Origin of the sequence: Roseateles aquae (assembly GCF_032337115.1) — a bacterium.
Lineage (GTDB): Bacteria > Pseudomonadota > Gammaproteobacteria > Burkholderiales > Burkholderiaceae_C > Roseateles_C > Roseateles_C aquae.
Genome location: NZ_JAVXZY010000001.1, coordinates 363,056 through 377,313, shown reverse-complemented (window position 1 = coordinate 377,313; position 14,258 = coordinate 363,056). Strand labels below are relative to the sequence as shown.

The 14,258-nt window shown below is 65.2% G+C and carries 12 protein-coding genes and 1 tRNA gene; 5 read left to right on the top strand and 8 right to left on the bottom strand.

Translation table 11 applies throughout. The annotated features are described in order from the left end of the window. Positions 1 to 79: 79 nt before the first annotated feature. Entirely contained in the window at positions 80 to 2,071 is a 1,992-nt protein-coding gene (locus tag RQP53_RS01670; protein ID WP_315648244.1) for an OPT family oligopeptide transporter, read from the top strand. Positions 2,072 to 2,173: 102 nt separating this feature from the next. Next, positions 2,174 to 2,250, top strand: a tRNA-Arg gene (locus RQP53_RS01665). A gap of 20 nt (positions 2,251 to 2,270) precedes the next feature. Here the strand turns inward: RQP53_RS01665 and RQP53_RS01660 are convergent. Continuing rightward, positions 2,271 to 2,963, bottom strand: a complete 693-nt coding sequence (locus RQP53_RS01660) for a glutathione binding-like protein (RefSeq protein ID WP_315648242.1) — start codon at positions 2,961 to 2,963, stop codon at positions 2,271 to 2,273. Between the two features lie 68 nt (positions 2,964 to 3,031). Here RQP53_RS01660 and RQP53_RS01655 point away from each other — a divergent pair, with 68 nt between their 5' ends. Beyond that, positions 3,032 to 3,769 (top strand): hypothetical protein, encoded by a 738-nt coding sequence (locus RQP53_RS01655; protein WP_315648241.1) that lies wholly within the window; start codon positions 3,032 to 3,034, stop codon positions 3,767 to 3,769. 13 nt (positions 3,770 to 3,782) lie between these two features. Here RQP53_RS01655 and RQP53_RS01650 read toward each other — a convergent pair whose 3' ends face one another. Beyond that, positions 3,783 to 4,862, bottom strand: a complete 1,080-nt coding sequence (locus RQP53_RS01650) for a phosphotransferase family protein (protein ID WP_315648240.1) — start codon at positions 4,860 to 4,862, stop codon at positions 3,783 to 3,785. A gap of 42 nt (positions 4,863 to 4,904) precedes the next feature. Further along, positions 4,905 to 5,609 (bottom strand): Crp/Fnr family transcriptional regulator, encoded by a 705-nt coding sequence (locus tag RQP53_RS01645; RefSeq protein WP_315648239.1) that lies wholly within the window; start codon positions 5,607 to 5,609, stop codon positions 4,905 to 4,907. A gap of 267 nt (positions 5,610 to 5,876) precedes the next feature. On the opposite strand from RQP53_RS01645, the gene RQP53_RS01640 reads away from it, so the two are divergent. Further along, the gene (locus tag RQP53_RS01640; RefSeq protein WP_315648238.1) at positions 5,877 to 7,964 is read left to right on the top strand and encodes a type IV pilus assembly protein FimV; all 2,088 of its coding nucleotides are present in this window, start codon (positions 5,877 to 5,879) and stop codon (positions 7,962 to 7,964) included. A gap of 13 nt (positions 7,965 to 7,977) precedes the next feature. Here the strand turns inward: RQP53_RS01640 and RQP53_RS01635 are convergent, their stop codons facing one another. From RQP53_RS01635 to lptF, 5 genes are read right to left on the bottom strand one after another with little or no spacing between them, the layout of a single operon-like run. Further along, complete coding sequence (locus RQP53_RS01635) at positions 7,978 to 9,147, bottom strand: pyridoxal phosphate-dependent aminotransferase (RefSeq protein ID WP_315648237.1); 1,170 nt, start codon at positions 9,145 to 9,147, stop codon at positions 7,978 to 7,980. A gap of 13 nt (positions 9,148 to 9,160) precedes the next feature. Next, complete coding sequence (locus RQP53_RS01630) at positions 9,161 to 10,105, bottom strand: CysB family HTH-type transcriptional regulator (RefSeq protein WP_315648235.1); 945 nt, start codon at positions 10,103 to 10,105, stop codon at positions 9,161 to 9,163. Continuing rightward, entirely contained in the window at positions 10,102 to 10,485 is a 384-nt protein-coding gene (locus tag RQP53_RS01625) for a sirohydrochlorin chelatase (RefSeq protein ID WP_315648233.1), read from the bottom strand. Before RQP53_RS01625 ends, RQP53_RS01630 begins: the two co-directional genes overlap by 4 nt. Before the next feature lie 23 nt (positions 10,486 to 10,508). Next, positions 10,509 to 11,612 carry an LPS export ABC transporter permease LptG gene (gene lptG / locus RQP53_RS01620; protein WP_315648232.1) on the bottom strand — a complete coding sequence of 368 codons (1,104 nt, stop codon included), beginning with the start codon at positions 11,610 to 11,612 and terminating at the stop codon, positions 10,509 to 10,511. Then, on the bottom strand, positions 11,609 to 12,721 hold the full coding sequence (lptF, locus tag RQP53_RS01615) for an LPS export ABC transporter permease LptF (RefSeq protein WP_315648231.1): 1,113 nt from the start codon (positions 12,719 to 12,721) through the stop codon (positions 11,609 to 11,611). The genes lptG and lptF overlap by 4 nt, the downstream gene beginning before the upstream one ends. A gap of 28 nt (positions 12,722 to 12,749) precedes the next feature. Here lptF and RQP53_RS01610 point away from each other — a divergent pair, with 28 nt between their 5' ends. Continuing rightward, the gene (locus RQP53_RS01610) at positions 12,750 to 14,210 is read left to right on the top strand and encodes a leucyl aminopeptidase (protein WP_315648230.1); all 1,461 of its coding nucleotides are present in this window, start codon (positions 12,750 to 12,752) and stop codon (positions 14,208 to 14,210) included. Positions 14,211 to 14,258: the final 48 nt, after the last annotated feature.

Genomic DNA, 14,258 nt, shown 5'->3' with positions numbered 1-14,258 from the left:
ATCCCGCACCTTTTGCGCAATCGCGGCTACCCGCCAGCTTGCGCTGCCCGTTCAACGATTCACCCAATCCGACAAGAGCATGGCCATCCAGCAATTGACCGACGAGCAGATCCGTACCTGGACCCGCGCCCAGAAGGACGAGTGGTGGTTCAAGAACGTCTATCGCGGCGATATGGCGCAGCTGACGCTGCGTTCCGGTCTGACCGGATTTTTGCTCGGTGCCGTGCTCTCGGCCACCGGTCTTTACATCGGCGCCAAGACCGGCATCTCGGTCGGCGTCGGGCTGACCTCGGTGATCCTCGCGTTCGCGATGTTCCGCATCTTCCACAGCATGGGCTGGGCCGAGGACTACACGGTGCTGGAGAACAACTGCACGCAGTCGATCGCCACCGCCTCGGGCTATGTGGTGGCGCCGCTGTTCGCCGGCCTGGCCGCCTATATGCTGACCACCGGCAACATCATTCCCTGGTGGCAGCTGATGATCTGGATCACGATCTCGGCCACGCTGGGCGTGCTGGTCGCCTTCCCGATGAAGCGGCGCTTCATCAACGAGGAGCAATTGCCTTTCCCCGAGGGCCGTGCCTGCGCCGTGGTGCTGGATTCGCTCTACAGCGGTGAGGGCGGGCAGGGCATGTTCCAGGCCCGCCTGCTGGCCAAGGTGTCAGGTCTTGCGGCGGCCTATCAAGCCATCATCAGCGATGGCTGGATGAAGCTGATCCAGTTCAAGCTGCTGCGCATGGATCAATGGGCCGGCATGAAAGAGCCCTGGGTCTTTCATGAACGCCTGGATCAGTACTACTACGCCTGGGCCGTCAAAGCTGAGGGCTGGATTCCCAAGATTCTGGGCACCGATTTCCGCGTGCTGGGCCTGCGCCTGACGCTGGACGCCGCGATGCTGGGCGTGGGTGGCCTGATGGGCATGGCCGTGGCCAGCAGCTGCCTGATCGGCACGCTGTTCAACTTCACCGTGCTGGCGCCGCTGATGATCCAGGCCGGCGATATCGCGCCACGCGTGTCGCCCAGTGGCGCGCTGGTGCCGCTGTCGCGGGTCGAGATCGTCAATCAATGGTCGCTGTGGTGGGCGGTCACGATGATGGTGGTGGGCGCCCTGGTCAGCCTGCTGGCCCGACCGGAGCTGATCACCGGCCTGTTCAAGCGCAAGAGCGCCGCGGCCAAGGCCGCCGAGGCGGCCGGTACCGATCTGCTCAAGGACATCGAGGTGCCGCTGTGGATCTCCTATGTGGGCGTGCCCGTGCTGGGCCTGCTGGCCGCCTGGACCACCCATATCTTCTTTGGCGTGCCCATGCTGCTCGCCCTGGTGGCGCTGCCGCTGATTTTTGCGCTGACGGTGATCTGCACCAACTCGATGGCGCTGACCTCCTGGACGCCGACCGGCGCGCTGGCCAAGATCACCCAGTTCACCATGGGGGCGCTGGACCGCAGCAATCCGGCCAGCAACCTGCTGCCGGCGGCGATGACCTCGGACGTGGCCAGCAATGCGGCCAATCTGCTGTCCGACATCAAACCCGGCTATATGCTGGGTGGCAAGCCGCGCCATCAGGCCATCGGCCATGTGATCGGCATCCTGGCCGGCGTGCTGGCCTGTGTGCCGCTGTTCTATCTGCTCTTCCTGCCGCCTGATGCGAATGGCGTGCGCTCGGTGGCTACCATGGTGTCCGACCAGTTCGCGATGCCGGCGGCGCTGCAGTGGAAGGGCGTGGCCGAGCTGATTGCCAAGGGCGTCAAGGGCCTGCCGTACTCGGCCCTGGTGGCCATGGGCTTTGCCGCGGTGACAGCCGTGGTGCTGGAAGTGCTGCGCATCCGCAGCCGTGGCAAGTTCCCGCTGTCGGCGGTGTCCATCGGCCTGGGTGTGGTGCTGCCGCCCGAATCGGTGCTGGCCATGTGGCTGGGCGCGCTGTTGTTCTGGTTCATGGCGCGTCGCCACGAAGGCAAGCCCGGCACGCCGGCTCACCGCCGCTGGGTCGAGGGTGCCGAGCCGATCTGCGCCGGGCTGATTTCGGGCGCCGCGCTGATGGGCATCGGTAACGCCATCCTGAACGTGATCATCTGAGCGTGATCACCTGAGTGCGATCTGTCCATGGCGCCTGGGCGCCATGGCACAATTCAGCCGCAACAAGGCACCTGGCCTGCAAAGCCCGGTGCCGCTTCATTTCTGCCCGTAGCTCAACTGGATAGAGCAGCTGCCTTCTAAGCAGCAGGTCGGGGGTTCGAGTCCCTCCGGGCAGGCCAGCATCACCTGTATGCCGGCCTCAGTGGCGCTTGTACTGCGTGGCGCCGAACAGCACCTCGCGCGCCTTCTCGTCCATCAACGGTTTGCGTTCCGCGCTCAGCACGTCCAGGCCGCGCTGCACGGCCGGGCGTGAGGCGATTTCGTCGAACCAGCCCTTCAGGTGCGGATAGTCTTTCAACTCCACGCCCTGGTTCTTCCAGGAGCGCAGCCAGGGAAAGATGGCGATGTCGGCAATGCTGTACTGCTTGCCGGCGATGTAGGTACTTTGGCCCAGGCGCTTGTTGATGACGCCGTAGAGGCGCCGCGCTTCATTGCTGTAGCGCTCGATGGCGTAGGGAATCTTCTCCGGGGCATAGATGCGGAAGTGATGGGCCTGGCCCAGCATCGGCCCGACGCCGCCCATCTGGAACATCAGCCACTGCAGCACTTCGTAGCGGCCGCGTGTGTCGGCAGGCAAGAACTGACCCCGTTTGCCGGCCAGATAGAGCAGGATGGCACCCGACTCGAACAGCGAGATCGGCTGCCCATCGGGGCCAATCGGGTCGACGATGGCGGGGATTTTGTTGTTCGGGCTGATGGCCAAAAAATCGCTTGAGAATTGCGCACCGCTGCCGATATCCACGGGGATGACCCGATAGGGCAGGCCACACTCTTCCAACATGATGTGGACCTTGTGGCCGTTCGGTGTGGCCCACGAATAAACTTCGATCATTGACCTCTCCTCTTCGCCGCTGCCAATAGCATCAGGGCGATTGCGCCTGCGATGCATTGTCCAAGCTCATGGTAATTAAGCAAGTCAAGCAATGGTTTGTGGCGCGGGCCAATGCGGCGCGCTGGAAGGCGGTGGCCGAATGGGCGGATGACCGCGGCGCCCAGTTCAAGCTGAGCCGCGATGCGCGCGGCTTCGTCGTTGAGCATCAGCGCCACCAGGGCAATCTGCGCATCGAGTGGGGGCCGTCACAGCGCAGCTATATCGATGGCTATGAATTGCGCATCCGTGCCGAGGCCAGGCTCAACAGCGAGCTGCAGATGCTGGTGTTGGACAAGACGCTGATGGAGCGGCTTGAGAAAGAGGTCTTTGAGGCCTATACCGACACGCTGCGCACCCGCGTCGATACCGACACGCCGGAGGAAATGCGCTGGTTGGTGATGTTCCCCAAGCTGCGCCATATTGCCAGTAAGCTGGTACGCCAGCACTTTGGTGTTCTGGGCGTCAATCAGGAGCTGCCAACGATCTGGCTGGATGGTCTGTTGAGCGATCTGCTCGCACAGGCCAGCCAGGACTTGCTGGCCCAGGGGCGTCCGTTTGTGCTGATGTGCCAGCGCGGCAATGTCTACCTTCGCTGCGCGATGAACCAGGTGGTGCTGGCCGATATCCAGCAGCTGCTCAAGCTGGCCGAGGTGGCGGTGCAGGAGTCGCAGCGCGTCAATGTGCGGCTGCAGGACGGCGGACCCTGGCCCACCACCACCTCGGTGGCCTGGCAGACCCGGCCGCCTGAGGCGGACGTGCCGTTTTAGTGCTCAGGGCGCCTCAGCCGCGCCCGCGCTGCGCGAACTCCCAACCCAACTCGGCCAGCGGCCTGGCACCTGCGGCGGCCTCGCGCGCCTGAGCGCTGGACGCGGTGCCGTCCTCCACCCGTTTGGCGATGCCTTGCAGAATGGCCGCAATGCGGAACAGGTTGTAGGCCAGATAGAAGTCCCAGTCGCGCATCACCGTGTCGACGTTCTGCCGCCCGGTGCGCTCGCAATAGCGGCGTACATAGCTGTGTTCATCAGGGATGCCCAAGGCTGCAAGATCCAGCCCGGCCAGGCCGCGGGCTGCGCCCGAGGTCTTGATGTGCCAGGACATGCAGTGATAGCTGAAGTCAGCCAGCGGGTGGCCCAGCGTGGAGAGTTCCCAGTCCAGCACCGCCAGCACGCGCGGCTCTTCGGGATGGAAGACCAGGTTGTCGAGCCGGAAATCGCCATGCACGATGCTCAGCTCGGACTCGTCGCGCGCCGAATCGGGGATGTGGCTGGGCAGCCAGGCGATCAGCGCATCCATGGCGGCAATCGGTGTGGTGATCGAGGCCTGGTACTGCTTGCTCCAGCGACCGATCTGCCGCTCGAAGTAGTTGCCGGGTTTGCCGTAGTCGGCCAGGCCAATGGCTTGGACGTCAACATTGTGCAGCGCGGCGATGACGCGATTCATCTCCTCATAGTGCGCGGCGCGCTGCTCGTTCGACAGCCCTGGCAGCGACTGATCCCAGAGCACCCGGCCGGCGATGAACTCCATCACATAGAAGGCGCGGCCGATGATGGATTCGTCCTCGCACAGCGCGAGCATGCGGGGCACGGGCACTTCGGTGTCGGCCAGTGCCGCCATCACCCGGAACTCGCGTTCGATCGCATGGGCCGAGGGCAGCAGCTTGGCCACCGGGCCGGGCTTGGCACGCATCACATAGGCAGCGCCGGGGGTGATCAGCTTGTAGGTGGGATTGGACTGGCCACCCTTGAATTGCTCGATGCTCAGCGGCCCGGCAAAGCCGGGCACATGCTGCTGCAGCCAGCGTGACAGGGCTTCGATATCGAGCGGCTGGCTGGGGGCGCGGGTGCCGGTGAAAGCGTCCATGGGTCTCCTTGGGTGGATCTCAGGGCGCTGACGGCGAGGCACTCAGCGGCTGGCGATTGCCATCAGCTTGTCCTTGCTCAGCACCACCAAACGGGTGGGCTCGACGCGAACGGCACCGTCGCGTTCGAAGCCCTTCAATTCCTGGTTGACGCGCTGCCGCGAGGCGCCCAGCATCTGCGCCAGATCTTCCTGGGCCAGTTGCAGCCCGATGCGGATTTCCTCGCCCTGCGGCACACCGTAGGCGCGCGCCAGCAGCAGGATCTGCTTGGCCAGGCGCGAGGCCAGCGGCCGGGTGTTGAGGTCCTCGACCACATCGAACATCAGACGCAGTCGCCGGCAGTTCAGGCGCAGCAGCGCTTCGTACAGCTCGGAATGGCGTTGCAGCAAGTCCTTGAAATCGGGTTTGCGCACGACCAGCAATGTGGTCTCGCCATGGGCGCTGGCATCGTGGGTGCGCGGCAGGCCATCGAACAGCGAAATGTCGCCGAACCACGTGCCCGGCTCGACATAGGTCAGCGTGATCTGTTTGCCCGACAAGGAGACCGAGGACACGCGCACCGCGCCCTTGGCCACGCCCACCCACTCCTCGGCGGGCTCGCCGCGGCAAGTCAGCAGCGCGCCGTCGGCCAGTCGGCGCACGATGGCACGGGAAAGAATGTCGCTGCGCAGGGGCGCAGACAGCTTGGAGAACCACGACCCTGACTCGATATTGCTGCGTTCAGAAATTGTAAGAACCGTGCTGTTCATGCTTAGTCGCTGATGTGACAGGGAAAGAGTGGTGTTGCTGGGCGATTGTCGCCTGATTGCCAGGGGCCACGCTTGTGGCTGACCACATGCCTCATGGAAGCTGGCAGACGCTGGCCATCCAGGGACGGCGAAGGGCTTGGCAGGCCTGGCAACGGTCTGATCTGGCCCAGGCTGACCCGCTATTTCGGCGCCTGGCCCGGCAATCCTGCGTGCTAGAGTCGTTTGCATTCCCCAGGCCCCGTCGACGGCAGGATTTGCATCGCCCGCATGGATAGAACCTCCCCCGCCCCAAGACCTGTGCGCCGCAGCCCCCGTACGCTGCCGGCCCTGGCCTTGCTGCTTGTGCTGGGAAGTTGGCAGGCTGAGGCGCAGGCCGTGGGCATTGGCCGGCCGCAGACGCAGTCGGCCCTCGGCCAGGGATTGAATCTGTTGTTCCCGGTGCGCCTGGGCAGCGAAGAAAGCCTGAATCCTGAATGCGTGCAGGCCGAAGTGATGGCCGGCGACAACCGGCTACAGGCGCAACAGGTCTGGATACAGCTCGAAGGCGAGTCAGAGGCCAGTGTGCGGGCGGTGCGTGTGCGCAGCACCATGCAGATCGATGAGCCAGTGGTGACGGTCAACCTCACCGTCGGCTGTACGGTGCGCCTGACGCGTCAGTTCACCGCCTTCATCGATCCGCCCGATGCGCGCAGTGCCGCTCTTGTTGAACCCAGCGTGATGCCGCCGCAGCTTTCGCCCGCATTGCGCGCGGCGCTCAGCACCTCGGAGGCGCGACCCTCGCAGCTGCTGGCCGCACCAGCGCGTGAGGCCGTGACGCGCCCGGTGTTCCTTGCGCCGCCGGCCGATGCGGCATCGGCTGCAGCCTCAGCCAGCGCAGCGGCCAGGCCAGCCAAACCAGCCCAAGCAGCCAAGCCCAAGGTCAAGTCACGCAAGCCGGCGCCCGAGCCGGCAACGGCCCTCGCGTCTGCACGTGATGTCAAACCTGCGCCAGGCAGCACGGAAGCCGCAGGCCGCTTGCAGCTTGAAGCGCCGGAGGTGTTGGAAACCGTCGCAGCCGCGGCCTCGCGTGCCGCTGCCGCCGAGGATCGCGTGGCCCGCATGGAAGCAGGCATGCAGAAGCTGCAGAGCCTCAGCCAGAGCCAGCAGCAGGAATTGCAGCAGTTGCGCCAGCAACTCAATGCAGCACGCGAGCAGCGTCCAGGTGATGAACGCCTGCTCTATGGTCTGGGCTTGCTCAGCCTTTCTTTGGCCGGGCTGGCTGCTTATCTGTGGCGCGCCCGCCGTGACGATCAGCGCCGCCATGCAGAGGCCTGGTGGCAGCAGGAGCAGGGCAGCGTGGCCGCGCAGAATGAGCCTGAGGCCGTGTCTGCGCCTGTGGCAGAGGCCGAGGCCAGCTCATCTTCTACCTCGCCTGATGCCGAGGCAGCTGAGAAACATGCGCTCAGCCCCGCCGCAGCCATGGTGGCTGCAGCCGCGGCCTTGGCCACCGCCGAGTCGACGCTTGAGGTGACGCAGGACCCAAAGGAGGCTGAAGCACCGCCCGCCGAGGCCTCGCACAGCGCTTTTCTGACCGAGCTGATCGAAGCCTCCTACGAGCAACCCGACTGGTTGAATGCGGCGCAGGCAGTCCAGGCTGCAACGGGTGATAGCGAACCCTTGAGCGTGCAATTGCTGGACGACGCTGGCCCCGTGGCCATGGCGGCACAGCCAGCGCCCGCGGCCGAGGCCTTCAGTGTTGAAGAGTTGATCGACCTGGAACAGCAGGTCGACTTCTTCCTGGTGCTGGGCCAGGAACAGGCAGCGATAGATCTGTTGAATGAGCGGCTTGGCGAGCGCCAACGCGGCGCGGCGCTGCCTCACCTGAAGTTGCTGGAGCTGCTGCACAAGCGGGGCGACCGGGCCAGTTTCGAGCGCATTGCGGCAGACTTTTCCTCACGCTTCCAAGCCCGAGCGCCGGACTGGTCCGAGGACATCAGCCGGGGCCACGAGGTGGCCGACTACGCCGGCGCGATGGGGCAGATCGAGTCTCATTGGTCCGATGCAGGCGCCAGCATGGCACTGCTGCAAAAGCTGCTGGCGCAGGGCGATGAAGCCGGCCATGGCTTCGACCTGCCCGCCTACAAGGACTTGCTGCTGCTCTACGCCGTGGCGCGTGATCGTTCCGAGCATGAGGTGCGTGGCGAGGAGATTGATCTCTTTCTGCCACTGGATGCCGCCGCGCGTGCCTCGGCGCCCGCCGCCGCCGCGGCCGGCATGATGGCCACCATGGTCTGGCAGGCCCCGGCCGGCGCGCCAGTGGCGCCCTCGCATCTCGAGGTCGACATTTCGCTGGACGATCCGCTGACCCGCCACTGAGGCGTGGAGGCGCCTAGCCAGCCAGCGCAGCCAGGCGCTGCAGGGCCAGCTGTAACGTTTCGTCCTTCTTGGCAAAGCAGAAGCGAACCACGCGGCTGTGTTCGCCACGGGCCTGGAAGGCCGAGATCGGGATCGCCGCCACGCGCAGCTCGCGCGTCAGCCATTCGCTGAACTCCGTGTCGCTGCGCTGGGCATGGGCGGGCAGCGCGCTGTAGTCCACACACTGGAAGTAGCTGCCCTCGCTGGGCAGCAGGCGCAGGCCTGTGCCGGCGAGGCCCTGGCGGAACAGATCGCGTTTGCGCTGGTAGAAATCAGGCAGCTGCACATAAGGCGCCGGATCGCTCATGTACTGAGCCAGGCCCTGCTGCACGGCCGGGTTGACGGTGAACACGTTGTACTGATGCACCTTGCGGAATTCGCGCGTCAGCGCCGCCGGTGCGGCCACATAGCCGACTTTCCAGCCGGTCACGTGATAGGTCTTGCCGAAGCTGGAGACGATGAAGCTGCGCTCGGCCAGGCCGGGAAAGCGAGCCACGCTCTGGTGCTGCTGCTGGTCGAACACCATGTGCTCGTAGACCTCGTCGCTGATCACCATCACCTCGGTGCTGGCCAGCAGTGCCTGCAGCTGTGCCATCTCGGCGGCGCTCCAGATCGTCGCGCTGGGATTGTGCGGGGTGTTGATGACGATGGCGCGGGTGCGCGGCGTCAGCGCTGCGGCGATGGCGGCGAAGTCGGGGCGGAAGTCCTCGGCGCGCAGCGCCACGCGCACCACCCGGCCGCCGGCCAGCTCGATGTTGGCGGCATAGCTGTCGTAGCAGGGCTCCAGCACGATGACCTCGTCGCCGGGGTGAACGATGGCCAGCAGCGCGGTAAAGATGGCCTGCGTGGCACCGGCGGTGATGGTGATCTCGCTGCCGGCGTCGTAGTGCCGGCCGTGCAGGGTCTCGATCTTGGCCGCCACCGCTTCGCGCAGCGCCGGCACACCGGGCATCAGCGGGTACTGGTTCATGCCGGCCAGCATGGCCTGGTGGACGGCGGCAATCAGTGCCGGGTCGCAATCAAAATCGGGGAAGCCCTGGCCCAGATTGACGGCGCCATGCTGCTGGGCCAGTGCGGACATGGTGCTGAAGATGGTGGTGCCGACATGCGGCAGCCGGCTGCGCGGCTCGATCGCGGTGCTCATCAATGGACGGGTTTCAGAGTTCGTAGTTGCTGGCTTCGCCGCTCATGGCCCGCTGCAGCAGCACGCGGTTGAGCCGCTCGGACAGCAGCTCGGCAAAAATGTACACGTAGTTGCGCAGGTAGGCGCCGCGCTTGAAGGCGATGCGGGCGACGTTCTGGCCGAACAGATGGCCGAGCGGACGCGACACCAGATCGCCGCCCGGAGGATCGTCGCGCACCGCCATCTCGGCCACGATGCCCACGCCCATGCCCAGCTTCACATAGGTCTTGATCACATCCGAATCGATCGCCTCGAGCACGATATTGGGCGTCAGGCGGCGCGCAGCGAAGGCCTTGTCGATGCGGGTGCGGCCGGTGAAACTGGGGTGGTAGGACACCAGCGGCTCAGCAGCCAGCTGCTCCAGATTGGGCCGCTCGACCTGGGCCAGCGGATGGCCCGCCGGCACGACCAGCACGTGCTGCCATTCATAGCAGGGCAGGGTGACCAGTTCTTCGAACTCGGCCAGCGATTCGGTCGCCAGGCCAAGATCGGCGGTCTCGTCGATCAGCATCCGGGCCACCTGTTCCGGGTTGCCCTGATGCAGGCTCACATTGACCTGCGGGAACTGCCGGCGCAGCTGCGCCACCGGCGCCGGCAGCACATAGCGGGCCTGGGTGTGTGTGGTGGCGATCGAGAAGGTGCCGGCATCCTGCTTGGAGTACTCCTGGCCGATGCGTTTGAGGTTGTTGACCTCGCGCAGAATGATCTCGATCGATTTCAAGATCTGCTCGCCCGGCTCGGTGACGCGACGCAGCCGCTTGCCGTGGCGCGAGAAGATGTCGACGCCCAGCTCTTCCTCGAGTTCCAGAATGGCCTTGGACACCCCGGGCTGCGAGGTGAAGAGCGCCTTGGCCGTTTCGGTCAGATTGAGGTTGCGGCGCACCGCCTCTTGCACAAACCTGAACTGGTGCAGATTCATCGCTGCTCCGTCCGTTCAAGCGCTTGCAGGCTGGCCGCCGCCATCGCGGCGACGACACTGTCCTGCTCACCAATGGCCGGATGCAGGGTCCAGACAATGCTCTCGCCATGGCGCAGGCGCAGCTGCTCGATCAGCGGCGGCACGTCGCGGCGCACATGGCCGCTGGCACCAAGAAACATCGGCACGATGTGGACGTGGCGGCAGCCTTGGGCGATCAAGGTCTCGGCGGCCTCGGCGATGCCAGGCTGCATCAGCTCCAGATAGGCCAGGGCCAGCGGCACACCCGGGCGACTGACGGCGATGCGTTCAGCAATGCGCTGAAAGGGCTGCGCCCAACTGGGATCGCGTGCGCCGTGGGCGAAGAGTAGCAGTCCATCCATGATGATTCGGGTTTGCTGGCAGGTCAGCGATAGCGCACCAGCCAGGTGAAGGCGGTCAGCGAGATGGCGAGGTAGAACAGGCTGGGCGCGGCGGCCACGGCCCAGGGCGTCCACAGCTTGAGCAGGCCCAGATGGCTGGCCAGATTGTTCAGCAGCACAAAGCTGATGCCCAACATGATGCCGCCGAAGACCTTGAGGCTGATGCCGCCGGAGCGCCCGTGCAGATAGGCAAAGGGCAGGGCCAGGGCCAACATCACCAGGCAGGCAAAGGGGTAGAGTGCCTTGCGCCAGAACTGGATGTCGTACTGCTGCGCCGATTGCTCCTGGGCCGACAGATGCTGTCGATAACGGTACAACTCCGCGGTCGACATCGTCCAGGCCGGCAGCAGGGCCGCGCGAATGACGCCAGCGTGCAGCGAGCTTCGCCAGCTCCACTGTTCCAGGTGCTGGTCCTGCACCATGGGCAACGCGGACTTGTTGTCCCAGACACTGCGCTGCACGTCTTCCAAAGTCCACAGTCCATCGGCCGCCACGCGGGCCTGCTTGGCTTCGGTGCGCGAAATCAGCCGACCCTGGGCATCGAATTCGTAGATGCGCACGCCGCTCAGCTGGCCGTTGACCTGGGCCTGTTTCACATTGACCGAGTAGCTGCGTTCGCCGCTCTCGTCGTGCTGGCGATCCTTCAGCCAGGCGCCGCCACGGGCGCCACCACCGCCGTCAATGCGATCGCGCATCAGTTCGGCCTGCTTTTCGCTCCAGGGGGCAGCGAAGTCGCCGACGGCAAAGGTCAGCGCGGCGAACACGACGGCGAGCTGTGTCAGCAGCACCAGCGCCCGGCCCGGACCCAGTCCGCCGGTGCGCAGAATCGTGAACTCGCTGCTTTGCGCCATCCGCGCCAGCGAGAAGATGCTGCCGATCAGCACGGCGATCGGGAAGATTTCATAGAAATGCCCGGGCAGCTTCAACAGCGAGAGCAGGGCGGCCGCGGCTGCGCCGGCACCGCGGCGCGACATATGGTCCAGTTCTTCGACAAAGTCGATGAAATAGAACAGCGACAAAAAGGCCAGCGCCACAAAGAGCACGGCCGACAGGATGTCGCCATAGAGCAGGCGGCGTACGGTCTTCATGCGGATGCTCCCTGGCGCTTGCGCCCCGGCAGGCAGAGCCGGTTGCCTTGGTCGCGCAGCGCAATCAAACCCAGTGCCAGCACGGCCGCCACCCCATGCACGGCCAGCAGCGCCTGTGCCATGCCCATGCGGCTGCCGGCCACCCAGGTCTGAGACAGATTGATCAGGTTGTAATAGACGACGAAGCCGAGCAGCGCGAACATCAGGTTCCAGTTGCTGGCGCGGCGCGGATTGCTGGCCGACAGGCCGATGGCCAGCAGCACTAGATTGATGGCGCCGAAGATCATGCCCAGTCGCCAGGTCAGCTCGCCAAGATTGCGGGGCGTGGGCTGCTGCAAGAGCTCATGGCTGGCGCGGGCCTTGGGCGGTAGCTCATCGGCCGAGCGAGCAACCTGGGCGTCGGCCAGCACTCGGTATTGTTCGAAGCGCGAGAGGCTGCGCTCGCCGGTCTTGCGGTTCAGCTCATTGCGCTGGCCTTGGTCCAGCACCAGGAAGCGCTCTTGCATGCCTTCGCTGTCCTGCAGCTCGATCTGGCCACGGTGCGAGGTGGTGACGGACTCACTGTCGCCGGCATCGCTGAGGATGAAGACATTGCGGCCGATGCGACCGTCCTGGCTGTCGCGGTCTATGAAGAACACACGCGAGCCATCGCGTGAGGTCTGGAACTGGCCAGGGGCCACGCGCGACAGGTCGGAGCGCTTTTCGTAGCGTTCGCGCAGCTGGGTGCTATTGCGATTGCCCCAGGGCCAGACCAGCAGTTCCAGCACCAGGATGACCAGCAGCACCGGCCAGGCCATGCGCAGCACCGGCTTGATGAAGCGGGCAAGGCCGATGCCGCTGGCGAACCAGATCGTCATCTCTGATTCGCGGTACATGCGGCTGAGGCAGGCCACGATGGCGATGAACAGCGAGAGGCTGAGCATGGTCGGCAGATGGCCGAGCGCCACATAGCCCATCAACAGCAGCACGTCTTGGGGCGCAATGCTGCCGCCCGCGGCCTGGCCGAGGGTCTGGATCAGCAGAATCGTCAGCACGATGGTCAGGATGACCACGAGCGTCACGCCGAAGCTGCGTGCCAGCTCCTTGCGCAGGGTGGAATCGAATAACATCCGGTCACTTTATCTATAGCGCGACATTATGGACTTCCGTATTCAATCTGCGTCGGTCGACGCACTGGCCGCTGTCAATGCCGATGCCCTGGTACTGGTGATTGCCGGTGATGATCTGCCCAAGGCGCTGGATGCCCAGGTGGCCGCCGCCGCCAAGGATGCCATCAAGCTGGGCGACTTCGAGCTGAAGGCCGGCAAGACCCTGGTGTTGCAGCGCGCTGCGGGCATCAAGGCGCCTCGCCTGGTGCTGGCTGCTGCGGGTGCTGCCAGCTTGAAGAGTGGCCGCAATGCGCTGCAGGCGGCGCTGGCACAGCTGAAGAGCCGCGGTGTCGCGCATATCGCGCTGGCCTATGTGGGCTTCGAAGGCCTCGATGCGGCGCTGGCCGAACAGACCGCTGTCGCTGCCAGCGATGCCGTCTATGGCTACCGCCATACCAAGCCCAGCGCGGCTCCGGCACCGGCGCTGAACAAGCTGAGCCTGCTGGTGGGCAAGGATGCCTTGAAGGACGTCAAGCCGGCGCTGGCCCGTGGCGAGGCGATTGCCGCTGGCGTCGAACTGGCTCGCGAGTGCGCCAATCGCCCCGGCAACTACGCCACGCCCACCTATCTGGCTGAGCAGGCCCAGGGCCTGGGCAAGCAGTATGGCTTCAAGGTCGAGGTGCTGGACAAAAAGGCCGTCGAGAAGCTGGGCATGGGCTCCTTCCTGTCGGTGGCTCAGGGTTCGGACGAGCCCTTGAAGTTCATCGTCGTGCGCTATGACGGCGCGGCGAAGTCGGTCGCACCGGTGGTGCTGGTGGGCAAGGGCATCACCTTTGACTCCGGCGGCATCTCGCTGAAGCCGGGCGCCGAGATGGACGAGATGAAGTTCGATATGGGTGGCGCGGCCAGTGTGCTGGGCACGCTGCGTGCCGTCGGCGAACTCAAGCCCAAGCTCAATCTCGTGGCGCTGATTCCTGCCTGCGAAAACATGCCCAGTGGCCGCGCGCTGAAGCCGGGCGATGTGGTCACCTCGATGTCGGGCCAGACCATCGAGATCCTGAATACCGATGCCGAAGGTCGCCTGATTCTGTGCGACGCGCTGACCTATGCCGAGCGCTTCAAGCCCTCCATCGTTGTCGACATCGCGACGCTGACCGGTGCCTGCGTGATCGCGCTGGGCGGCGTTCGCTCGGGCATGTACGCCAGTGATGACGAACTCGCCGCCTCGCTGAGCGCGGCCGGCGAAGCGGCGCTCGACCCCTGCTGGCGCATGCCGCTGGACGAAGAGTACGCCGAGGGTCTGAAGACCAATTTTGCCGATGTGGCCAATGTGGGTTCGCGCGCTGGCGGTTCGATCACCGCGGCCATCTTCCTGCAGCGCTTTGCCAGCAAGTACCGCTGGGGCCATCTGGACATCGCCGGCACAGCCTGGAAGGGCGGCGCCGCCAAGGGGGGCACGGGCCGCCCGGTCGGCCTGCTGACGCATTTCCTGCTGTCGCAGGCGCGTTGATGCTGGCTCGGGCTTTTGGTGTGTTGGGGCTAACGGCGGGTAGCAGTG

Excerpts from the sequence above, each read along its gene's own strand:
- RQP53_RS01670 (WP_315648244.1), top strand. The coding sequence starts at position 80 with ATGGCCATCCAGCAATTGACCGACGAGCAGATCCGTACCTGGACCCGC.
- RQP53_RS01660 (WP_315648242.1), bottom strand. The coding sequence starts at position 2,963 with ATGATCGAAGTTTATTCGTGGGCCACACCGAACGGCCACAAGGTCCAC.
- RQP53_RS01655 (WP_315648241.1), top strand. The coding sequence starts at position 3,032 with ATGGTAATTAAGCAAGTCAAGCAATGGTTTGTGGCGCGGGCCAATGCG.
- RQP53_RS01650 (WP_315648240.1), bottom strand. The coding sequence starts at position 4,862 with ATGGACGCTTTCACCGGCACCCGCGCCCCCAGCCAGCCGCTCGATATC.
- RQP53_RS01645 (WP_315648239.1), bottom strand. The coding sequence starts at position 5,609 with ATGAACAGCACGGTTCTTACAATTTCTGAACGCAGCAATATCGAGTCA.
- RQP53_RS01640 (WP_315648238.1), top strand. The coding sequence starts at position 5,877 with ATGGATAGAACCTCCCCCGCCCCAAGACCTGTGCGCCGCAGCCCCCGT.
- RQP53_RS01635 (WP_315648237.1), bottom strand. The coding sequence starts at position 9,147 with ATGAGCACCGCGATCGAGCCGCGCAGCCGGCTGCCGCATGTCGGCACC.
- RQP53_RS01630 (WP_315648235.1), bottom strand. The coding sequence starts at position 10,105 with ATGAATCTGCACCAGTTCAGGTTTGTGCAAGAGGCGGTGCGCCGCAAC.
- RQP53_RS01625 (WP_315648233.1), bottom strand. The coding sequence starts at position 10,485 with ATGGATGGACTGCTACTCTTCGCCCACGGCGCACGCGATCCCAGTTGG.
- lptG (WP_315648232.1), bottom strand. The coding sequence starts at position 11,612 with ATGAAGACCGTACGCCGCCTGCTCTATGGCGACATCCTGTCGGCCGTG.
- lptF (WP_315648231.1), bottom strand. The coding sequence starts at position 12,721 with ATGTTATTCGATTCCACCCTGCGCAAGGAGCTGGCACGCAGCTTCGGC.
- RQP53_RS01610 (WP_315648230.1), top strand. The coding sequence starts at position 12,750 with ATGGACTTCCGTATTCAATCTGCGTCGGTCGACGCACTGGCCGCTGTC.